The sequence below is a fragment of the Pantoea sp. X-Soil-ISGK-421 genome (assembly GCF_059730785.1).
The window spans coordinates 1,730,051-1,750,848 of sequence record NZ_AP035979.1; the positions used below are offsets into that span (position 1 = coordinate 1,730,051).

The 20,798-nt window shown below is 54.8% G+C and carries 18 protein-coding genes; 16 read left to right on the plus strand and 2 right to left on the minus strand.

Going from position 1 to position 20,798, the window contains the following annotated elements; translation table 11 throughout:
* The first annotated feature begins 62 nt into the window (after window positions 1-62).
* The 5 genes from AC6I8K_RS08065 to cheZ all read left to right on the plus strand — a co-directional run bounded on the left by AC6I8K_RS08065 (window position 63) and on the right by cheZ (window position 4,844).
* Window positions 63-1,739: a methyl-accepting chemotaxis protein gene (locus tag AC6I8K_RS08065; RefSeq protein ID WP_497826496.1), complete on the plus strand. Its 1,677-nt coding sequence runs from the start codon at window positions 63-65 to the stop codon at window positions 1,737-1,739.
* Between the two features lie 103 nt (window positions 1,740-1,842).
* A complete protein-coding gene (gene cheR / locus AC6I8K_RS08070) occupies window positions 1,843-2,718 on the plus strand; it encodes a protein-glutamate O-methyltransferase CheR (protein WP_064740994.1) in 876 nt (291 codons plus the stop codon).
* Window positions 2,715-3,764, plus strand: a complete 1,050-nt coding sequence (locus AC6I8K_RS08075) for a protein-glutamate methylesterase/protein-glutamine glutaminase (RefSeq protein ID WP_064740995.1) — start codon at window positions 2,715-2,717, stop codon at window positions 3,762-3,764. The genes cheR and AC6I8K_RS08075 overlap by 4 nt, the downstream gene beginning before the upstream one ends.
* A gap of 39 nt (window positions 3,765-3,803) precedes the next feature.
* Window positions 3,804-4,193, plus strand: coding sequence for a chemotaxis response regulator CheY (gene cheY / locus AC6I8K_RS08080; RefSeq protein ID WP_497826497.1), 390 nt, complete (start codon window positions 3,804-3,806; stop codon window positions 4,191-4,193).
* A 9-nt stretch (window positions 4,194-4,202) separates the two neighbouring features.
* Window positions 4,203-4,844, plus strand: a complete 642-nt coding sequence (gene cheZ / locus AC6I8K_RS08085; protein ID WP_007892566.1) for a protein phosphatase CheZ — start codon at window positions 4,203-4,205, stop codon at window positions 4,842-4,844.
* Window positions 4,845-4,934: 90 nt separating this feature from the next.
* Here cheZ and AC6I8K_RS08090 read toward each other — a convergent pair whose 3' ends face one another.
* Window positions 4,935-5,756 (minus strand): DeoR/GlpR family DNA-binding transcription regulator, encoded by an 822-nt coding sequence (locus AC6I8K_RS08090; protein WP_483817237.1) that lies wholly within the window; start codon window positions 5,754-5,756, stop codon window positions 4,935-4,937.
* A gap of 378 nt (window positions 5,757-6,134) precedes the next feature.
* Between AC6I8K_RS08090 and AC6I8K_RS08095 the strand changes: the two genes are divergently transcribed.
* The 7 genes from AC6I8K_RS08095 (at window position 6,135) to AC6I8K_RS08125 (ending at window position 13,700) form a co-directional block, all read left to right on the plus strand.
* The gene (locus AC6I8K_RS08095; protein WP_064740997.1) at window positions 6,135-6,932 is read left to right on the plus strand and encodes a GolD/DthD family dehydrogenase; all 798 of its coding nucleotides are present in this window, start codon (window positions 6,135-6,137) and stop codon (window positions 6,930-6,932) included.
* Window positions 6,933-6,988: 56 nt separating this feature from the next.
* On the plus strand, window positions 6,989-7,924 hold the full coding sequence (locus AC6I8K_RS08100; RefSeq protein WP_064740998.1) for a D-ribose ABC transporter substrate-binding protein: 936 nt from the start codon (window positions 6,989-6,991) through the stop codon (window positions 7,922-7,924).
* 42 nt (window positions 7,925-7,966) lie between these two features.
* On the plus strand, window positions 7,967-8,578 hold the full coding sequence (locus tag AC6I8K_RS08105) for a DUF2291 family protein (protein ID WP_497826498.1): 612 nt from the start codon (window positions 7,967-7,969) through the stop codon (window positions 8,576-8,578).
* A 10-nt stretch (window positions 8,579-8,588) separates the two neighbouring features.
* Window positions 8,589-10,121: a sugar ABC transporter ATP-binding protein gene (locus tag AC6I8K_RS08110; RefSeq protein ID WP_483817239.1), complete on the plus strand. Its 1,533-nt coding sequence runs from the start codon at window positions 8,589-8,591 to the stop codon at window positions 10,119-10,121.
* Window positions 10,122-10,141: 20 nt separating this feature from the next.
* Entirely contained in the window at window positions 10,142-11,209 is a 1,068-nt protein-coding gene (locus AC6I8K_RS08115) for an ABC transporter permease (protein WP_064741001.1), read from the plus strand.
* Window positions 11,210-11,220: 11 nt separating this feature from the next.
* Complete coding sequence (locus tag AC6I8K_RS08120) at window positions 11,221-12,018, plus strand: SDR family oxidoreductase (RefSeq protein WP_497826499.1); 798 nt, start codon at window positions 11,221-11,223, stop codon at window positions 12,016-12,018.
* A gap of 245 nt (window positions 12,019-12,263) precedes the next feature.
* Window positions 12,264-13,700, plus strand: a complete 1,437-nt coding sequence (locus tag AC6I8K_RS08125) for a YchO/YchP family invasin (RefSeq protein ID WP_483817242.1) — start codon at window positions 12,264-12,266, stop codon at window positions 13,698-13,700.
* Between the two features lie 92 nt (window positions 13,701-13,792).
* On the opposite strand, the gene AC6I8K_RS08130 is transcribed toward AC6I8K_RS08125, so the two are convergent.
* Window positions 13,793-14,866, minus strand: coding sequence for a porin (locus tag AC6I8K_RS08130; RefSeq protein WP_483817243.1), 1,074 nt, complete (start codon window positions 14,864-14,866; stop codon window positions 13,793-13,795).
* 876 nt (window positions 14,867-15,742) lie between these two features.
* Between AC6I8K_RS08130 and AC6I8K_RS08135 the strand changes: the two genes are divergently transcribed.
* Genes AC6I8K_RS08135 through astB form a run of 4 tightly spaced genes read left to right on the plus strand, consistent with a single transcriptional unit; the run spans window position 15,743 to window position 20,782 of the window.
* Complete coding sequence (locus tag AC6I8K_RS08135; RefSeq protein ID WP_497826500.1) at window positions 15,743-16,963, plus strand: aspartate aminotransferase family protein; 1,221 nt, start codon at window positions 15,743-15,745, stop codon at window positions 16,961-16,963.
* Entirely contained in the window at window positions 16,960-17,991 is a 1,032-nt protein-coding gene (gene astA / locus AC6I8K_RS08140; protein ID WP_483817245.1) for an arginine N-succinyltransferase, read from the plus strand. The genes AC6I8K_RS08135 and astA overlap by 4 nt, the downstream gene beginning before the upstream one ends.
* Window positions 17,988-19,454 (plus strand): succinylglutamate-semialdehyde dehydrogenase, encoded by a 1,467-nt coding sequence (gene astD / locus AC6I8K_RS08145; RefSeq protein ID WP_497826501.1) that lies wholly within the window; start codon window positions 17,988-17,990, stop codon window positions 19,452-19,454. The genes astA and astD overlap by 4 nt, the downstream gene beginning before the upstream one ends.
* On the plus strand, window positions 19,454-20,782 hold the full coding sequence (gene astB, locus AC6I8K_RS08150; protein WP_497826502.1) for an N-succinylarginine dihydrolase: 1,329 nt from the start codon (window positions 19,454-19,456) through the stop codon (window positions 20,780-20,782). Before astD ends, astB begins: the two co-directional genes overlap by 1 nt.
* Window positions 20,783-20,798: the final 16 nt, after the last annotated feature.

Consider the following 20,798-nt stretch of genomic DNA (forward strand, 5'->3'; position numbering starts at 1 on the left):
CACATAAAGATCCCCTCAGGAAAGCCGATAACAGGAGCGATCCGCCAACCAATGAGGTGTTTATGTTAAGTCGTATTCGTGTTGTATCCGGCCTGCTGTGCGTGCTGGCGCTCTTTGCCTTACTGCAGCTGTTTTCCGGTGGGGTGTTCTACTCCACGGTAAAAGCCGATAAAGATAATTTTGCCTATAACCAGCGTCTGAGCACGCTGCAGCGGGCAATGGGCACCTCATGGGTATCGCTGGTTCAGGCGCGTAATACGCTGAACCGTGCGGGCATCCGATACCTGCTGGACAGTCAGCAGGCTGGCTCAGGCGCAACCGTGAAAGATCTGGTAGCGCTGGCGAGCGAGGAGTTGAAGCACGCTGATGAAGGTTTTGCCGAATTTAACGCCAACCTGTCTGAAAAGGGCAAAAAGGCAGAGAACGTGCTGACGCTGCAGGCCAACTACAACGCCTATCGGGGTGCACTGGGTGAGTTGATCGATTTCCTCGGTAGCGGAAATTTCAAAGGATTTGTCGATCAACCGACGCAAGGATTCCAGGACAAATTCGCCAAAGATTACAACGCGTGGATGGGTTACAACATCGTGCTGGCGAACAAAGGCATTGAGGCAAATGAAGCGGCCTACACCCGTTCCATCATGCTGGTGGTAGGCACGCTGCTGGTGACCTTGCTGGTGATTGCGCTGGTGTGGAGCGGCATGCGCACGGTGCTGATTCGTCCGCTGAAGCAGAGCATCGAGCACATTCGTCACATTGCACGTGGCGATTTGACGCAGCAGGTGGAAATCAGTGTGCGCAATGAGATGGGCGAACTGCTGACCTCAGTACAAGAGATGCAGCAAGAACTGGCGCGGACGGTGCGTATCGTGCGTGACGGTTCCGATGCGATCTATACCGGGGCCAGCGAAATCGCCATGGGCAACAACGATCTCTCCTCGCGTACCGAGCAGCAAGCGGCTTCACTGGAAGAGACCGCTGCCAGCATGGAGCAGCTGACCGCTACGGTGAAGCAGAATGCTGAAAATGCCCGTCAGGCATCGCAACTGGCGCTCACCGCCTCTGAAACCGCGCAGCAGGGCGGCAAAGTGGTGGATGGCGTGGTCACCACCATGAAAGAGATCACCGGCAGCTCGAAGAAAATCGCTGACATCATCAGCGTGATCGATGGCATCGCCTTCCAGACCAATATCCTCGCACTGAACGCCGCTGTAGAAGCTGCGCGCGCCGGTGAGCAGGGACGGGGTTTTGCCGTGGTAGCGGGTGAGGTGCGCAGTCTGGCACAGCGCAGCGCACAGGCGGCGAAAGAGATTAAAGGATTGATCGAAGATTCGGTCAGCCGCGTCAACACCGGTTCCGTGCTGGTGGAGAGCGCCGGGGAAACCATGACCAACATCGTGAATGCGGTCACGCGCGTCACCGACATCATGGGCGAAATCGCCTCGGCGTCGGACGAGCAGAGCCGTGGTATCGATCAGGTTGGCCTGGCGGTAAACGAGATGGATCGCGTGACGCAGCAGAACGCAGCCCTGGTAGAAGAGTCTGCTACCGCGGCGGCCGCGCTGGAAGATCAGGCAAGCCGACTGAAACAGTCGGTTGCGGTGTTCAATATAGGTAAAGAATTTGTCGTTCAGGCCGTTAACGTATCTACAGCGGCAAAAAGTTTGCGTTCTGGTGCGCCAAAAACGTTGGCACCTGCAGGCGCACGTAGCACTGACGATAACTGGGAAACCTTTTAATCCTTGTGGCCGCCGCAAGGCGGCCCATGAGAATGGCGCGACTGGCAGCACAGTAGCAACCGCAGTATCACAATTTAAACAGTTTGTTGCCGGGTGACCTGAAATGAAGAAATCGACGTTATTGGATCAAAGTGAAGCGACATCGCTGCTCTCGCAAATGGTGCAGCGCTTACCGCTCTCAGATACTCATTTTCGTCGTATTAGCCAGCTGATTTATCAGCGCGCGGGCATTGTGCTGGCCGACCACAAGCGCGAGATGGTTTACAACCGTTTAGTGCGTCGTCTGCGCACGCTGAATATCGATGACTTTGGTCGTTATCTGGCGTTGCTGGAACACGACCAAAACAGTGCTGAGTGGCAGGCGTTTATCAACGCGCTGACCACCAACCTGACCTCTTTCTTCCGCGAGGCGCATCACTTCCCGATCCTCGCGGATCATGCGCGTAAGCGCACGGGGAATTACAGCGTGTGGAGCACCGCCGCCTCAACCGGCGAAGAGCCGTACTCCATCGCCATGACATTGGCAGAAACGCTGGGCACCGGTCCGGGTAAATTCCAGGTACACGCCAGCGATATTGATACGCAGGTGTTAGAAAAAGCCGTGGCGGGCGTCTATCGCCAGGAAGAGCTGCGCACGTTATCGCAGTCGCAGCTGCAGCGCTTTTTCCTGCGTGGCACTGGCCCGCACGAAGGCATGGTGCGCGTGCGTTCCGACCTCGCCAACATGGTGAACTATTCGCAACTGAATTTACTGGCCAACGACTGGGCGTTGCCGGGTCCGTTCGACGCGATCTTCTGTCGCAACGTGATGATCTATTTCGATAAAGAGACGCAGGAACAGATTCTGCGCCGTTTCGTGCCCCTGCTGAAACCCGGCGGTCTGCTGTTTGCCGGGCATTCAGAGAACTTTAGTCAGATCAGTAAAGAGTTCTGGCTGCGTGGACAGACAGTCTATGGACTGAGCAAGGAAAGACGATGAGCAAAATCACCGTGATGTGCGTGGATGACTCTGCGCTAATGCGTCAGTTGATGACGGAAATCATCAACAGCCATCCCGATATGGAGATGGTCGCGAGTGCGCCAGATCCCCTGGTGGCGCGGGATTTAATCAAACAGTACAACCCGCAGGTGTTGACGCTGGATGTGGAAATGCCGCGCATGGATGGCCTCGATTTCCTCGAGAAGCTGATGCGCCTGCGTCCGATGCCGGTGGTGATGGTTTCCTCGCTGACCGGTAAAGGATCGGAAGTGACGCTGCGCGCGCTGGAGTTAGGTGCGGTGGATTTTGTCACCAAGCCACAGCTTGGCATCCGTGAAGGCATGTTGGCCTATAGCCAGATGATTGCCGATAAAATTCGCGCCGCCGCGCGCGCCAAACTGCATGTGCGTGCCTCTGCACCGATGCCGGTGATGCTGAAAGCGGGGCCGCTGCTGAGCAGTGAAAAGCTGATCGCCATCGGCTCGTCCACCGGCGGCACCGAAGCGATTCGCCATGTATTACAGCCGCTGCCGGCGACCAGTCCGGCGCTGCTGATTACGCAACACATGCCGCCGGGTTTTACCCGCTCGTTTGCCGAGCGACTGAACAAGCTGTGCCAGATCACCGTGAAAGAAGCGGAAGACGGCGAGCGTATTTTACCGGGCCATGCCTATATCGCGCCAGGCGCGATGCACATGGAATTGGCGCGCAGTGGCGCGAACTATGTGGTGAAACTGAATGACGGTCCGCCGGTGAACCGACACAAGCCATCGGTTGATGTGCTGTTCCGTTCGGTGGCGGTCCATGCAGGACGAAATGCGGTTGGCGTGATCCTGACCGGGATGGGTAACGATGGCGCGGCCGGGATGCTGGAAATGCATCGCGCCGGCGCCTGGACCATCGCCCAGGATGAAGCCAGCTGCGTGGTATTTGGCATGCCGCGCGAAGCGATTGCGATGGGCGGCACCAGTGAAGTGGTCGATTTGGGCCACATCAGTCAGCACATGCTGGCGAAAATTAGCGCCGGACAGGCATTGCGAATTTAACAAGCCCGTCCTGCTGGACGAGACAACACGGGAGTAGATATGGCTGATAAAAATATGCGCTTTTTGGTGGTGGATGACTTCAATACGATGCGTCGTATCGTCCGTAACCTGCTGAAAGAGCTTGGATTCAATAACGTCGAAGAAGCAGAAGACGGCGTCGATGCCCTGACTAAACTGCGTGCAGGCGGCTTTGATTTCGTGGTTTCAGACTGGAACATGCCGAACATGGACGGTCTGGAACTGCTGCAAACCATTCGTGCCGATGCCACGCTGAGTAAACTGCCGGTACTGATGGTCACCGCGGAAGCGAAGAAAGAGAACATCATCGCAGCAGCGCAAGCGGGCGCCAGCGGCTACGTGGTGAAACCGTTCACCGCGGCCACGCTGGAAGAGAAGTTAGGCAAAATATTCGAAAAACTGGGTATGTAAGGAGATGTGATGAGCGACCTTCCGAAATCAACCGAAGAAGCCTCGGCACACGACATTATTACCCGCATCGGCTCACTGACGCGCATGTTGCGCGACAGTCTGCGTGAGCTGGGGTTAGACCAGGCAATAGCAGAAGCGGCGGAAGCAATTCCTGACGCGCGCGATCGTCTGGATTATGTTGTGCAAATGACGGCGCAAGCGGCTGAACGTGCGTTGAACTGCGTTGAAGCAGCGCAGCCACACCAGGACCAAATGGAAGCCAACGCCAACCAGCTGAAAGGCCGCTGGGATGCGTGGTTTGAAAATCCGATTGAACTGACAGATGCGCGCGAGTTGGTTTCGGATACGCGCCAGTTCCTGACTGACGTTCCGGGACACACGTCGTACACCAACAAGCAGTTGCTCGAAATCATGATGGCGCAGGATTTCCAGGACCTTACCGGTCAGGTGATCAAGCGCATGATGGATGTGATCCAGGAGATCGAGCGTCAGCTGTTGATGGTGCTGTTGGAGAATATGCCAGAAGCCAACGCCGCAGCCCGTAAGGATGCGACCAGCCTGCTAAATGGTCCGCAGATCCATGCCAATGCACCCGGCGTGGTCGCGAACCAGGATCAGGTTGATGACCTGCTGGATAGCTTAGGGTTTTAATGTTTTGGCTAGCGGTCGGCATAAATGCCGACCCTACGCCGTTTTGTAGGGTGGGCATGCATGCCCACCTGGTCAAAGCGTGCAGTAAAATCACGATGCCGCACGTTTTCTCAACCCTTCCGCTTCCGCCACCAGCACCTGTACACCCAACGCCTCAAACGCCGCGATCTGCGCCGAAGTAATGCCGCTATCGGTAATCAGATAGTGAATATGGCTCCAGTCGCACGGCAAGGCGAACATCGAAACCTTATCAATCTTGCTGGAATCGGCCACCACATAGACGGTATTGGCGGATTTGATCATCGCCAGTTTAACCTTGATATCGGTCTCGCTGGGAAAGCTCAAACCCAAACGCGGTGAGATACACGCCGTGGCAAGAAACAACTTCTCCGCCAGGACGTTTTCGAAAAACGAGGCGGCTTTCTCTCCCGATGTCGATAGCGTAGGAAACTTGAAGGTGCCGCCGGTCAGCAAAATATTGATGCCCGGTTCACCGCCCAGCTTCAGCGCAATATTCACCGCGGTCGTGATCACTGACAACCGGCGTATATGGCTAATCGCTTCGGCAATCGCCGTGGTGGTCGTGCCGGAATCGAAAATCACCGTATCGCCATTTTCAACATACTGTGCGGCAAGTCGGCCAATCGCCTGTTTTTCATCGAGATGCGTCTGACGCTCCAGCAGCATCGCGCCGGTATTCCGCTTGCCGGTCATCAGCGTAGCGCCGCCGTGATAACGCTGCACGTGCCCCTCTTGCTGCAACATGCGCAGATCGGTACGAATGGTCGCTTCCGTCAGGCCAAAGGTATCCGTTAACGCTTTTACCGTGACGGTGCCGTCTTCGCGGATCATCTCCAGAATCTTCTCACGGCGTTGCTGCATATCAGCCAACTGCTCAGTTTTGCTTTTCAATCGAAATGCTCCCTCTTTCCAATCACGGTCTGATTCCACCAAAAAGTAAACCCGAGCTGATTTTACTCTGCGTTTTGGCCATTTGCGAGGCAGCTTCCAGAAATGATGATTTTCGAATGAAAATAATAATCAGCTATGCGATTGATTTCGCAGAAAGCCGTTAGCCACTCTAACCATGCGCCACATGCCGTCATTTTTTCAAATTCAATAAAATCATGGGGATAATTTTTATTGCTGCAATTTGTATGAAATTTGATCTTCCCCACAAACCATTATTTATCGATAGCTTATATTTTTGTTCGAAAATGATATTTGTAATAACGATAATCCTGCCAGCGGTAAACCTGGTCGTAGCGTAATGATGAAAGGAGTGAGTGAATGAGTGGGGAATATGACGTTAACCTGCGCTACGGCGTGAACATTGAGCAGGATTTAACCGGGAAAGTGGCGGTGGTCACTGGCGGGCTAGGCGGGATTGCGATGGCCAGTAACGCCATGCTGCTGGAGAAAGGGGCGCGGCTGGCGCTGCTCTATCCGCCATTCGAAAGCGACAAAGTGGCTGGCGTGCAGGATCAGTTTGCGGCCGATCGCGTGCTGCTGGTGTGCTGTGACGTAACCGATCCTTCCTCGGTTGACGCGGCATTCAATCACGTCGAACAGCATTATGGCCAGATCGATATTCTGGTGAACTGCGCGGGCTACGTCATGTTGCAGCCGGTATTAGAAACCGATTTTGCCGAGTGGCAAAAGCAGATTGACGTCAATCTCACTGGGCCTTTCCTCTGCTCGCAGGCGGCGGGTAAACGCATGGTGCGTGCCGGTAACGGCGGCAAAATCATCAACATTGCCTCGCAGGCGGCATCCATCGCTATCGACAACCACGTTGCCTACACCTCTGCCAAAGCCGGCCTGCTCGGCATGACCAAAGTGATGGCCAAAGAGTTTGCTCCGCATCGCATTAACGTCAACACCTTGTCGCCCACCGTGGTGCTGACGCCAATGGGTGAAAAAGCCTGGCGCGGTGAGAAGGGCGAACAGATGAAAAAACTCATCCCACTGGGACGCTTTGCCTATACCGACGAAATCGCCGCTGCGGTGCTGTTCTTCGCCAGCAACGGCAGCGACATGATCACCGGCGCAGATTTGATGATCGACGGTGGCTTTACCATCTGGTAACGCCGCGCCAACACCAGAGCGGCTGACCCTGCAAATACAACAAAGAGAAAACCACCATGAAAAAACCTACCCTGCTGTTGACTGCCATTGCCAGTTGCCTGATCGCGCAAGCCAGTTTCGCTGCCGAAAAGGGCACCATCATGATCCTGGTGAACTCACTGGATAACCCGTATTACGCCTCTGAAGCCAAAGGTGCCAACCTCAAAGCGCAAGAGCTGGGCTATAAAACCAGCGTGCTGTCGCATGGCGAAGATGTGAAAAAGCAAAGTGAACTGATTGATGCCGCCATCGGTAAAAAAGTACAGGGCATTGTGCTGGATAACGCCGACTCCACCGCCAGCGTTGCGGCAATTAAAAAAGCCAAAGATGCCGGAATTCCTGTGGTGCTGATTAACCGCGAAATTCCGGTGGATGACGTGGCGCTGGCACAAATCACTCATAACAACTTCCAGGCCGGTTCCGACGTGGCGAACGTCTTTGTTGAGAAGATGGGTGAAAAGGGCAGCTACGCTGAACTCACCTGTAACCTTGCCGACAACAACTGCGTCACGCGTTCCAAATCCTTCCACCAGGTTCTCGACCAATATTCAGACATGAAAAGTGTCGCGCGTCAGGATGCGAAAGGCACGCTGATTGACGGCAAACGCATTATGGACAGCATCCTGCAGGCACATCCGGATGTGAAAGGGGTGATCTGCGGTAACGGACCGGTGGCGCTGGGCGCGATTGCGGCGCTGAAAGCGGCGGGCCGTAGCGATGTCATCGTGGTGGGCATTGACGGCAGCAATGATGAACGTGATGCGGTGGAGAAAGGCGACCTGAAAGCCACGGTAATGCTGCAGGCGCAAGCCATCGCCGCGCAGGGCGTAACCGACCTCGACAACTTTATTCAGAAAGGCACCAAGCCTGAGAAGCAGCGCGTCATGTTCCGCGGCATTCTTATCACGCCAGACAACGCCAAAGGCGTGCAGGACTTTAACTTCAAGTCGTAATCAACGCGGTGCGCCCGGTCACCGGGCGCCCAGGAGAATGTGATGCACAGACGACTCTGGTTACTGCTTCCTGTCGTGATCCTTAGCGGTTGCCGCATTGTGTCGCAGCAGGAGCTGGCCGACCTGAAAAATCCGCCCAATGCCAACATGGGCAATATCACACAGATGTGGCAGCAAAAGCTGGTACCGCAAATTGCCCATGACGCGAAACCGCTGGCAGAACTGATGAAGTCGCTCCAGTCGGCCACGGATTTTGATAGCGCTTGTAAAACCTACGGCTATCGCAGTCAGGAAGAGAATCCCTGCGTATTCAGCGTCAGCCTGAATGGCGAGGTAACGGCAGTGAATACCACCTCGCGCAGCGGCAAGATGACGCTGAAAGATATCTCGGGTGCCAGCGTAACGGTGCAAACCGGGCCAATTATTCGCGGTACTGCATTACGTGATGTTTACAAAGGCGTCAGCTATCAGGACTTCAATGATCAGGTGATGTTTGGCGATTTCGGTCGCACCATCAATCAGCAGGCATCCGACATGATGCAGGCATTTAAGCCGAAAGTGGGCGACAAAGTGGCGATTGCTGGCGTGTTCAGCAGTTGGGACATTCCGCAGCAGGCGCCCGATATCACACCGGCGCAAATCACCCGGCAATAAGGAGAGGGCTATGTCGCAAATCCCGCCCGACGGGCCGCTGGATGTGATTATCGAAACCCGCAATGTGTCACGTATTTATCCCGGCGTTACCGCCCTGGATCAGGTCAATTACCGCGTCTATCGCAACAAGGTCAACGTGCTGATTGGCGAAAACGGCGCGGGCAAATCCACCATGATGAAAATGCTGGCTGGCGTCGAGATCCCCTCCTCCGGCGAAATTCTGCTGGATGGTGAGGCGGTGGCGCTGAGCTCCACGCATCAGGCGGAAAAACAGGGCATCAGCATTATTTTCCAGGAGCTGAACCTGTTTCCCAACATGAACGTGATGGACAACATTTTTATGGCCAATGAGTTTTTCCAGCGCGGCGTGATCAACGAGAAGTATCAATACTCACTCGCCAAAGCGCTGCTGGAGCGGCTGGAACTGGATGTTGATCCCTATGCGCCGCTGGCTGAACTCGGTATCGGCCATCAGCAGCTGGTGGAGATTGCACGTGCGTTATCTAAGGACACGCGCGTGCTGATCATGGATGAACCGACCAGCGCACTGAGTCAGTCAGAAGTGAAGGTGCTGTTCAACGTTATCGACCAGCTAAAACGGCGCGGCGTCACCATCATCTATATCTCGCATCGGCTGGAAGAGCTGATGGAGATTGGTGATCACATCACCATCTTCCGCGATGGACGTTTCATCAGCGAGCGTGACGTTCGCGACGCCTCGATCCCGTGGATCATTGAGCAGATGGTGGGTGATAAGAAAAAGCACTTCGATTATCAACCGGCAACGCAAGGCGAAACGATACTCAGCGTGAACGGGCTTACCGCTCTGCATCAAAACGGCGGCTACAAGCTCAATGATGTCTCTTTCTCGCTGCGTAAAGGCGAGGTGATTGGCATTTACGGTTTGCTCGGCGCGGGCCGCACGGAGCTGTTCAAAGGGCTGATTGGCATGATGCATTGTCAGTCGGGCAGCGTCAGTCTCAACGGCGAAGCGCTGGAGAAACGCAGCTTCCAGCAGCGATTGAAAAAAGGCATCGCGCTGGTACCGGAAGATCGTCAAACCGAAGGCGTGGTGCAGCTCATGTCGATCACCGCCAACATGACGCTCAGCGATCTCAGTCTGCGTGGCTTTCGTCGCTGCTGGCGCATGCTCAATCCGCATAAAGAGCAGCGCCGCGTCGATGAAATGATTGGTCATCTCGCCATCAAAGTCAGCGATCCCGAGCTGCCAATTACGTCCTTAAGCGGGGGTAATCAGCAAAAAGTGGTGCTTGGCAAAGCGCTGATGACCGGGCCGCAAGTGGTGCTGTTGGATGAGCCGACGCGCGGCATCGATGTGGGGGCAAAAACTGACGTTTATCACCTGATTGGCAACCTGGCGCAGCAAGGATTGGCGGTGATGTTTTCCTCGTCCGAGCTGGATGAAGTAATGGCGCTGGCTGATCGCATTCTGGTGATGGCGGATGGTCGCATCACCGCCGACTTACCGCGCGCGGTGGTCACGCGCGAAGCCCTGATTAGCGCCTCAACGCCGCATGATTGAGCCCGCTGGAGAGTAAGACGATGAATCAAAAATACCTGTTCTATATGTACCTGCTTAAGGCGCGCACCTTTATTGCCCTATTCATTGTGGTGAGCTTCTTCAGCTTTATGGTGCCTAACTTTCTCACGACCTCCAACCTGCTGATTATGACGCAGCATGTGGCGATCACCGGGTTGCTGGCGATCGGCATGACGCTGGTGATTCTCACCGGTGGCATCGATCTCTCGGTGGGCGCTGTGGCGGGCATTTGCGGCATGGTGGCGGGCGCGCTGCTCACCAATGGCGTGCCGCTGTGGGGCGGCAATGTCCTGTTTTTCAACGTGCCCGAAGTGATTCTGGTGGTGGCGCTGTTCGGCATTGCGCTGGGACTGATTAATGGCACCGTGGTGACGCGACTCGGCGTGGCGCCCTTTATCTGTACGCTCGGCATGATGTACGTCGCACGTGGCGCTGCGCTGCTGTTTAACGACGGCAGCACTTACGCCAACCTCGTCGGCACACCGGCGCTCGGCAACACCGGCTTTGCTTTGCTGGGTTCGGGGTCGGTGCTGGGCGTGTTTATCCCGATATGGATGATGCTCGGCTTCCTGCTGCTGGGTTTGTATCTGACACGTAAAACACCGCTCGGCCGCTACATCTACGCCACCGGTGGCAACGAATCGGCGGCGCGCCTGGCAGGTGTGCCCATCATCAAAGTCAAAGTCTTTGTTTATGCCTTTTCCGGTTTGTGTGCCGCGCTGGTGGGACTGATTGTGGCGTCGCAGCTACAAACTGCGCATCCGATGACCGGCAACATGTTCGAGATGGACGCCATCGGCGCCACGGTGCTGGGCGGTACGGCATTGGCTGGCGGACGTGGTCGGGTATCGGGATCGATTATCGGGGCCTTTGTCATCGTGTTCCTCGCCGATGGCATGGTGATGATGGGCGTCAGCGATTTCTGGCAAATGGTCATTAAAGGGTTAGTGATTGTCACCGCCGTGGTGATCGACCAGTTCCAGCAAAAATTACAAAGTAAGGTGGTGCTGCTGCGCAGACATGAAAAAAAGCAGCAATCGGCCGCCCTGCCTGAAGCGACACATGGATAACAGGAGGCACTATGACACGCGATTTTAGTGGAAAGACGGTGGTGATTACGGGCGCATGCCGCGGAATTGGCGCGGGTATTGCCGCACGCTTTGCCCGCGATGGGGCACGATTGGTGATGGTGTCGAATGCCGATCGCGTCTTCAGCACCGCGCAGGTTCTCGAACAGCAGTTTGGCAGTGAGATTCTGGCGTTACAGGTAGATGTAACCAATGAGATCGAAGTGCAGCAGCTTTATCAGCAGGCGGCTGAACGCTTTGGCAGCATTGATGTATCGATTCAAAATGCCGGTGTCATCACCATCGATCGCTTCGACTCGATGCCGAAAAGCGACTTCGAGAAGATTCTGGCGGTGAATACCACCGGCGTGTGGCTGTGTTGTCGTGAAGCGGCAAAGTATATGGTTAAGCAGGGCAGCGGCAGCCTGATCAACACCTCGTCTGGTCAGGGACGTCAGGGCTTCATTTATACGCCGCATTATGCCGCCAGCAAGATGGGCGTGATTGGTATTACTCAGAGCCTGGCGCTAGAGCTGGCGCCGTGGCATATCACGGTGAATGCGTTTTGTCCCGGCATCATTGAGAGTGAAATGTGGGACTACAACGATCGTGTGTGGGGCGAGATTCTCAGCAGTGATAAAAAGCAATATGGCAAAGGGGAGCTGATGGCGGAGTGGGTAGAAAATATACCGCTGAAGCGTGCAGGGCAGCCTGAAGATGTTGCCGGCTTGGTGGCGTTTCTCGCCTCTGACGATGCGCGTTACATCACCGGCCAGACCATTAATGTGGATGGCGGGTTAATCTTCTCCTGATGTTTCCTCCAGGTGCGCATGAATGCGCACCCTACAAAACCACATCGGTTACGTAGGGTCGTCATTTATGGCGACCGGTTTCCAAATGCGCATGAATGGCGCCCCCTACAAAACCGCGTTCGACTCGGTATTGTCTTAATCGAATCCAGACATTTCCGGCACTTGCATCAGAATATGCTAGGGTAGACTTATGCAGTTTTGTGAGCCATCTCTAATTCTGAACCGGGTCGAACTCTCTTTTAGCTATGTTATTTACTTTGTTATCACTCAAAAGCGTGCGTTATCTCTCTGGTATTGCAGCACTTGCCGCATCCGCGCCCGCGCTAGCATTGATTTCTGATACTAAACTCGCAGATGCCCCGTTTAGCGATCCCACACGTTTCCAGAAAATGGCGGATCAGCTGCCCGCTTTGGGTTATCAGGATGAAACGGAAGCGTTCAACAAAAAGCTGGCAACGATTGCGAAAAGCATCGGTGAAGCCAGCCAGAACAGCACGGCTGACAATCCATTAGGTCAGCAGGCCGGTCTGTGGGCTTTCAATCATTTCCGCGATGAAGTAGGAAATCGACTGGAAAATGAAGGTCAGTCGCTGCTGTCGCCCTATGGCAATGCGCAGATCGACTTTAACGTGGATATCGAGGGCAACTTTACCGGCAGCGGTGCTTCGCTACTGACACCGTGGGCGGATAACTACCGCTATCTGACCTTCAGTCAGGTCGGTTTTCATCAAACCGATGACGGGCTGGTGGGCAATGTTGGCCTTGGACAACGCTGGGTGGCGGGCAAATGGCTGCTGGGTTATAACGGCTTTGTCGATCGCATGTTCAGCAGCGGCCAGCAACGCGCTTCGCTTGGTACGGAAGCGTGGGGTGATTATCTGCGTTTCTCCGCCAATTATTACACGCCGCTATCAGGCTGGCAGGATCGCAATCCTTTCCAGCAGCAGCGTATGGCGCGCGGCTACGATTTCACCACGCAAGGTTATCTGCCGCAGTATCGTCAACTCGGCGCGTCGGTGAGTTGGCAGCAATATCTTGGCGATAACGTCGATCTGTTTAGCTCCGGTAATCGCTACCACAATCCGGCTGCGTTGACCTTTGGCGTCACGTATACGCCGGTGCCGCTGGTGACCTTATCAGCCAGCCATAAAACCAGTGATAGCGGTGAGAGCCAGGATCAACTCGGCTTGCGCCTTAACTATCGCTTTGGCGTGGCGCTCAGCCAGCAGTTGAGTCCGGATAACGTCGCGGCCGCGCATTCACTGCGTGGCAGTCGCTACGATAACGTTACGCGCAGTAATACGCCGGTGCTGGAATATCGCCAACGTAAAACGCTGTCGGTGTTTCTCGCCACACCGCCGTGGCAGTTGAATGGCGGAGAAAGTTTGCCGCTGAAACTGCAGATCCGCAGTACCAATCCGATCGCTAAAGTGATGTGGGAGGGCGATACGCAGGCGCTGAGCCTGACGCCAGGTGCCAATCCCAGCGATCCGCAGGGCTGGAGTGTGATTCTGCCCGCATGGGATAGTTCGCCAGGCGCACGTAATAGTTATCGCTTGTCAGTAGTGTTAGAAGACAGCAAACAGAATCGTGTCACCTCGAATGAGATCGTGCTGGAGTTGCAACCGCCTTTCTCATTGGAACAAGGCGATAACAATCGATTTGATTTGCTGGCGCCGTAATCGGTGTGTGCAGAATATAAAAAGGGCAGCTTACGCTGCCCTTTGCTCATATCCAGCCGACACAGCCGGATATGCAATGAGGGAACGGTCATTTAGAACTGGTACACCAAACCTACCGCAGAGACATCATCAGATGAGATGTTCAACGCATTGTCGTCTTTCAGCAGGTTGATTTTGTATTCCGCATACACAGACATGTTTTTGTTGAAGTAGTAAGTCCCGCCTACCGCAACGTATTTTGTGAGATCGACATCACCAATACCTTCAATCTCTTTACCTTTCGATTGCACGTAGCCGACGGATGGACGCAGACCGTTCAGGAACTGATACTGCGCAACCGCTTCAAAGTTCACAGCTTTGTTGGCAAAGCCGCCGCTGATTGGCGTGGCATTCAGCGTTTCGCCATACATGGTGGCCAGGTAAATCTGGTTAGCATCGTATTTCACGCCCGCAGTCCAGTGCTGTGCTTTCTCGCCTTCGCCACGTAAGGCCTGGTTCTGCGCATTGGTGCGATCCAGGCTGGCGTAAGCGCCGACCAGGCTCAGACCGAAATCGAAATCGTATGAGGTGGAAAGGGCGAAGCCATCACCATTCGAACGACGCACAGCAATGCTCGGATCGCTACGATCGTTTTTGCCTTCATACTGTGCCGCAACGTTCCAGCCTTTTACCAGACCGAAGAAATCTTTGTTACGCCAGGTCAGCACGCCACCAGAACGACTGGACAGGAAGCCATCAGAGTAACCTTGATCGCCGCCGAAGAAGGGCAGCATATCGGTGTAGCCCAGTACATCATAAATCAGGCCATAGTTACGGCCATAATCGACAGAGCCAAACTGACCAAACTTCAGACCGGCAAAGCCCAGGCGGGTTTTGTTACCTGACTGCGCATCAGCGCCTTCAGAATTGCTCAGGCTGTACTGATATTGCCATTGACCGTAGCCGGTCAGCTGGTCGTTGATCTTGGTTTCGCCCTTAAAACCCAGACGGGTATAAGACGACTTATCGCCATTTGATGCATCGTCATCAGAAAACAGATGCGAGACGTTAATTTTGCCAGTCAGATCCAGTTTGTTGCCATCTTTGTTATAGATTTCGGCGGCCTGAGCCGAAGAAAGTCCCAGCAGTAAAGGCATTACTGCTGCCAGTAAGGAGCGCTTCATCATTTAATTTTTACCCTGTAATATTTTTTAATTTTGTCCCCATGTTCGGGGTGAAAAGAAAATGACACAAAAGGTTCAAGATCGACAGTGCAATATATGTAACTAAATATTTCTTGTTAACTTTTTGTGTGATTTTTAATCTTAAATTCCATTATGTGGAATTCTTTATTGGTTAAACTTATCCATAAAATGAGAGGGGAGATGATTAGTTTAATAGTTAACATCATGATTTGTATGAATTATTTTAAATTTAAAGATGCGTAAATAACATCAGTAGCTTGTTCGTGAAATAGCACAAGCCTATGCATTATTGTTCAATAGCAGATATCTGAATCCCGCTAATCATTAGCAGGGTAATTAACGTATTCATGTGTTTGTGTCTTTTTATTTCTGTTCTGATAATAACCTTGGTCACAATATGTTATTTAGCGTTCATTTAAGAATGGATTGGCTAAATAATATTCAATCCGGCAATTGAAATGTTAAAAGCCATTTAATTAGCTGATGGCCTTATCTGCACCGCGCTAATGCTTTTCTGCACCAATCAAGCACGTGACGCCCCAAAAAGGGGCGTTTATCGCTTCAATTTGGCGAAATATTTCCTGTGCGATCACAAAAGCGATATTTCATTTTGCCGATGCATAAATCCGCTAAATAAATGGCTGCCATTCAACCCCCATCAGACTTGTATTCACTTTTTATGCAATTAAAGTGAATAGTAAGAGTTGTTAAGTTATTGATATTTCGTAGTGGTAAGCCGTTTATGCAATTTTGCAGCTAGCTGGCACGCTAACTGCAATATACAGTAGAGCTGTCACTTAACATTATTAACAATTTTAAAACAAAAGCTTCACCGGGTGTGGAGCAGGAGAATGGGCTATGTCACTGCAGGTTTCACGTCAACATTTCGATCAATGGATGATGCCAGTTTATGCACCCGCTGCTTTTGTTCCGGTTCGTGCTGAAGGGTCAACGCTCTGGGATCAGCAAGGTAAAGATTATATCGATTTCGCCGGTGGCATAGCCGTTAACGCATTGGGTCATGCGCATCCCGCGTTGCAACAGGCGCTGACCGAGCAGGCGGGCAAACTGTGGCATACCGGCAACGGCTATACCAATGAACCGATCCTGCGCCTCGCCAAACAGCTGATTGATGCCACCTTTGCCGATCGCGTGTTCTTCTGTAACTCCGGTGCTGAAGCAAACGAGGCGGCATTAAAGCTGGCTCGTAAAACCGCGCACGATCGTTTTGGTGCGGAGAAAAATGGCATCGTTGCTTTTAATAATGCATTCCACGGTCGCACGCTTTTCACCGTGACGGCGGGTGGACAACCCGCCTATTCACGTGACTTTGCGCCGCTGCCGCCGGCGGTGGAGCACGCTCATTTCAACGATCTGGCCTCTGCGGCGGCGCTGATTAATGACCAAACGTGCGCGGTTATCGTTGAGCCGATTCAGGGTGAAGGCGGCGTGCTGCCAGCCGATCCCGCATTCCTGCGCGGGCTGCGTGAGCTTTGCGATCAACACCATGCAGTGCTGATTTTTGACGAAGTACAGAGCGGCGTGGGTCGTACCGGCTCGCTGTATGCCTACATGCATTACGGCGTAACGCCGGATGTGTTGACTACCGCCAAGGCGTTGGGCGGCGGCTTCCCGATTGGCGCCATGCTGACGCGCGAAGATTTGGCGCAGGTGATGGGTGTCGGCACGCACGGCACCACTTACGGCGGCAACCCGTTGGCGGGCGCCGTGGCCGGCAAAGTGATGGAGTTAATTAACCAACCGGCGTTTATGGCGGGCGTGGCCGAGCGTCATCAATGGTTTGTTAACGCACTGGAAGAACTGAACCGACGTCTGCCGGTGTTCAAAGAAGTGCGCGGGCTAGGGCTGCTGATTGGCGCGGTGCTGAACGATGATTTCGCCGGCAAAGCCAAACAGTTCAACCTTACTGCGGCTGAAGAGGGCGTGATGGTGCTGATTGCTGGCGCTAACGTGGTGCGTTTTGCGCCGGCGCTTAATATTAGCGAGCGCGAAGTCAAAGAAGGGCTAGCGCGCTTCGAACGTGCCTGTGAACGCGTGCTCAAAGGAGCCACATCATGATGGTGATTCGCCCCGTCGAACGTGACGATCTTGCGCAGTTGTTGTCGCTGGCGGGCAAAACCGGAGGCGGCTTAACTTCGCTGCCTGCGGATAGCGATACGCTCAAAGCCCGTATTGAGCGTTCGCTGCTGACCTGGCAAGGTGCGCTGCCGCCCGCTGAACAAGGCTATGTGTTTGTGCTGGCCGACAGTGAAGACAATCGAGCCGTCGGCATTTGCGCCATTGAAGCGGCGGTGGGTTTGCAGGATCCCTGGTACAATTTCCGCGTCGGCACGCAGGTGCACGCCTCGAAAGAACTGAATGTCTATGCCAGCTTACCGACGCTTTCGCTGAGCAACGATCACACCGGCAGCAGCGAACTCTGTACGCTGTTCCTCGATCCCGATTACCGCGATGGCAAAAACGGCCATCTGTTATCGAAATCGCGCTTTCTGTTTATGGCCAACTTCCGCGACCGCTTTATGCAACACGTGGTGGCGGAGATGCGTGGCGTCAGCGACGACAACGGTCATTCGCCATTCTGGGACAGCGTTGGCAGTCGCTTCTTCTCCATGGAGTTCAGCAAAGCCGATTTTCTCAGCGGTACCGGGCAAAAAGCCTTTATCGCGGAGCTGATGCCAAAACATCCGCTCTACATTCATTACCTGTCTGAAGCGGCGCAAAAAGTGATTGGCGAAGTCCATCCGAAGACTGCGCCCGCGCGTGCGGTACTGGAGGCAGAGGGCTTCCGCTATCTCAACTATGTCGACATCTTTGACGGCGGTCCGACGCTGGAGTGCGAAATTGATCGCATTCGCGCCATTCGTAAGAGCCGTCTGCTGACTGCGGAAAGCGGTGACGCCGATGACAATTGGCCGCTGTGTCTGGTGGCTAACGGCGATTATCAGCATTTTCGCGTGGCGCTGCTGCCGGTGGATATGGCATCCGGCACGATACGTCTTAATGAGACCCAGCGCGCGGCGCTGCACTGCAACATTGGCGATGAGCTGCGTGTGGTTACGCTGTGTCGCGAGGAGAAAAAAGCATGACGCATTTTATTAATGGTCAATGGGTGACCGGCGGCGCTGACGCCTTAAATAAACACAATCCGGTCACCGGCGAAACGCTGTGGCAGGGTAAAGCGGCTTCGGGCGCGCAAGTGGCAGAAGCCTGTGAAGCGGCACGCGCGGCGTTTCCGCGGTGGGCGAGAAAACCTTTTGCGGAACGCCAGGCGCTGGTAGAAGGCTTTGCCCGTTTGCTTGAAAAGCATAAAACCGCGCTGGCGGAAACTATCGCCCAGGAAACTGGCAAGCCGCGCTGGGAAACGCTGACTGAAGTGCAGGCGATGATCAATAAAATCGCCATTTCGATTAAGGCCTATCACAGCCGCACCGGCGAACAGACCGACGGCGAGAGCTCGTTGCGCCATCGTCCACACGGCGTGCTGGCGGTATTTGGTCCGTATAATTTCCCCGGTCACCTGCCAAACGGGCATATCGTGCCGGCTTTGCTGGCCGGTAACTGCGTGGTGTTTAAGCCGAGTGAACTGACGCCGCTGACGGCGGAGAAAACCGTTGAGCTGTGGCAGCAAGCGGGTTTACCTGCAGGCGTTATGGCGCTGGTGCAGGGCGGTCGTGAAACCGGCCAGGCGCTGGCCAATGAGCCGCAAATTGATGGCCTGCTGTTCACCGGCAGTGCCGCCACCGGCTATCACCTGCATCGCCAGTTTGCCGGACAACCTGAAAAAATGCTGGCGCTGGAGATGGGTGGCAACAACGCGCTGATTGTTGAAGATCCCGCGGATCTGGATGGCGCGGTGCACATCGCCGTTCAGTCGGCCTTTATTACCGCTGGACAGCGCTGCACCTGCGCGCGTCGTCTGCTGGTGAAGCGCGGCGCGGCGGGCGATGCCTTCCTGCAGCGATTGGTTGACGTTAGCGCACGCTTACAGCCTGGCGCGTGGAATGCCGAGCCGCAGCCGTTTATGGGCAGCGTGATTTCCCCCGTTGCGGCGGGACATATTTTTGCCGCATGGCAGCAGCAGGTGGATAAGGGCGGAAAGGTGTTGCTCGGTATGCACTGGCCGGATCGCGACAGTGCCATCATCACGCCGGGCATCATTGATGTCACCGAAGTGAATGATTTAGCAGATGAAGAGGTATTTGGTCCGCTGCTGCAAGTGATTCGTTACGACAGCTTCGAGCAGGCGATTGCTATCGCCAATAACACCCGTTATGGGCTGTCATGTGGATTGATTTCGCCGCAGCGCGCGCAGTTTGATCAGCTGTTGCTGGAAGCGCGTGCCGGTATTGTCAACTGGAACAAACCGTTGACCGGTGCAGCCAGTACCGCGCCATTTGGTGGCATTGGTGCTTCAGGTAACCATCGTGCCAGCGCATGGTACGCCGCCGATTACTGCGCGTGGCCAATGGCATCGCTGGAGAGCCCGGCGATGGCGCTGCCGGGCAGCTTATCGCCGGGCCTCGATTTCTCACCGCAGGGAGCGAAATAATGAAAGCGTTTGAAGCTAACTTTGATGGGCTGGTCGGCCTGACGCATCACTACGCTGGATTATCGTTTGGTAATGAAGCCTCAACGCGCAATCAGCTGCAGCCCTCTAACCCGCGTTTGGCGGCAAAGCAGGGCTTACTGAAGATGAAAGAGCTGGCGGATATGGGCTACGTGCAGGGTGTCATTCCGCCGCATGAGCGTCCAAATCTGCCGTTGCTGCGCCAGCTCGGTTTTAGCGGTAGCGATGAGCAGGTTCTGGCACAGGCGGCGAAGAGCGCGCCACAGCTGCTGTCGGCGGCCAGTTCAGCCTCGGCGATGTGGGTGGCCAATGCGGCCACGGTATCTCCGTCGGCAGATAGCGCCGATGGTCGCGTGCATTTCACCGTTGCCAATTTAAATAACAAATTCCATCGCGCCATTGAGGCGCCGGAAACCGCCGACCTGCTGCGCGCGATTTTCCGCAATCCGCAGCACTTCAGCGTGCACGATGCGCTGCCGCAGGTGGCGCAGTTCGGTGATGAGGGCGCGGCCAATCACAACCGCTTCGGCAGTGATTATGGCGATGCGGGCGTGCAGCTGTTTATCTATGGCCGCGATGGCCAGCAGCAGGGCGCGACACCGGCACGTTATCCGGCGCGCCAAACGCGGGAAGCCAGTGAAGCGGTGGCGCGTTTAAATCAGCTTAACGCGCAGCGCACGCTGTTTGCCCAGCAAAATCCGGCAGTCATCGATCAGGGTGTGTTTCATAATGATGTGATTGCCGTGAGCAATCAGCAGGTGCTGTTCTGCCATCAGGATGCGTTTGTTAATCAACCGCAGTTGCTGAGCGACCTCGCCGCGCGGGTGAGCGGTTTCCAGCCCATTGAAGTGCCGCGCGATAACGTGTCGGTGACGGATGCGGTGAACACCTATCTGTTCAACAGCCAACTGCTGCAACGCGCGGACGGCGGCATGCTGTTGGTGCTGCCGGAAGAGTCGCGCCAGCATGCGGGCGTGTGGCGTTATCTCTGCGAGCTGGTGGAGAGCGGCGGGCCGATTCGTGAACTGAAAGTGTTCGACCTGCGGGAAAGTATGTTTAACGGCGGTGGGCCGGCCTGTTTGCGCCTGCGTGTGGTGTTAACCGAAACCGAACGGCAGGCGTTGAATCCGGCGGTGCTGATGAACGATCGTCTGTTTGCCACGCTCAACGATTGGGTCGATCGCCATTATCGCGATCGCTTAACCCAGGCGGATTTAGCCGATCCGCAACTGCTGCGGGAAGGGCGCACCGCGCTGGATGAGCTGACGAAGCTGCTAGACTTAGGCAGTGTCTACGCGTTTCAGCGTTAACGCCGGGCGAGAGGTT

Coding starts and splice junctions, on each gene's coding strand:
- AC6I8K_RS08065 (WP_497826496.1), top strand. CDS start 63: ATGTTAAGTCGTATTCGTGTTGTATCCGGCCTGCTGTGCGTGCTGGCG.
- cheR (WP_064740994.1), top strand. CDS start 1,843: ATGAAGAAATCGACGTTATTGGATCAAAGTGAAGCGACATCGCTGCTC.
- AC6I8K_RS08075 (WP_064740995.1), top strand. CDS start 2,715: ATGAGCAAAATCACCGTGATGTGCGTGGATGACTCTGCGCTAATGCGT.
- cheY (WP_497826497.1), top strand. CDS start 3,804: ATGGCTGATAAAAATATGCGCTTTTTGGTGGTGGATGACTTCAATACG.
- cheZ (WP_007892566.1), top strand. CDS start 4,203: ATGAGCGACCTTCCGAAATCAACCGAAGAAGCCTCGGCACACGACATT.
- AC6I8K_RS08095 (WP_064740997.1), top strand. CDS start 6,135: ATGAGTGGGGAATATGACGTTAACCTGCGCTACGGCGTGAACATTGAG.
- AC6I8K_RS08100 (WP_064740998.1), top strand. CDS start 6,989: ATGAAAAAACCTACCCTGCTGTTGACTGCCATTGCCAGTTGCCTGATC.
- AC6I8K_RS08105 (WP_497826498.1), top strand. CDS start 7,967: ATGCACAGACGACTCTGGTTACTGCTTCCTGTCGTGATCCTTAGCGGT.
- AC6I8K_RS08110 (WP_483817239.1), top strand. CDS start 8,589: ATGTCGCAAATCCCGCCCGACGGGCCGCTGGATGTGATTATCGAAACC.
- AC6I8K_RS08115 (WP_064741001.1), top strand. CDS start 10,142: ATGAATCAAAAATACCTGTTCTATATGTACCTGCTTAAGGCGCGCACC.
- AC6I8K_RS08120 (WP_497826499.1), top strand. CDS start 11,221: ATGACACGCGATTTTAGTGGAAAGACGGTGGTGATTACGGGCGCATGC.
- AC6I8K_RS08125 (WP_483817242.1), top strand. CDS start 12,264: ATGTTATTTACTTTGTTATCACTCAAAAGCGTGCGTTATCTCTCTGGT.
- AC6I8K_RS08130 (WP_483817243.1), bottom strand. CDS start 14,866: ATGATGAAGCGCTCCTTACTGGCAGCAGTAATGCCTTTACTGCTGGGA.
- AC6I8K_RS08135 (WP_497826500.1), top strand. CDS start 15,743: ATGTCACTGCAGGTTTCACGTCAACATTTCGATCAATGGATGATGCCA.
- astA (WP_483817245.1), top strand. CDS start 16,960: ATGATGGTGATTCGCCCCGTCGAACGTGACGATCTTGCGCAGTTGTTG.
- astD (WP_497826501.1), top strand. CDS start 17,988: ATGACGCATTTTATTAATGGTCAATGGGTGACCGGCGGCGCTGACGCC.
- astB (WP_497826502.1), top strand. CDS start 19,454: ATGAAAGCGTTTGAAGCTAACTTTGATGGGCTGGTCGGCCTGACGCAT.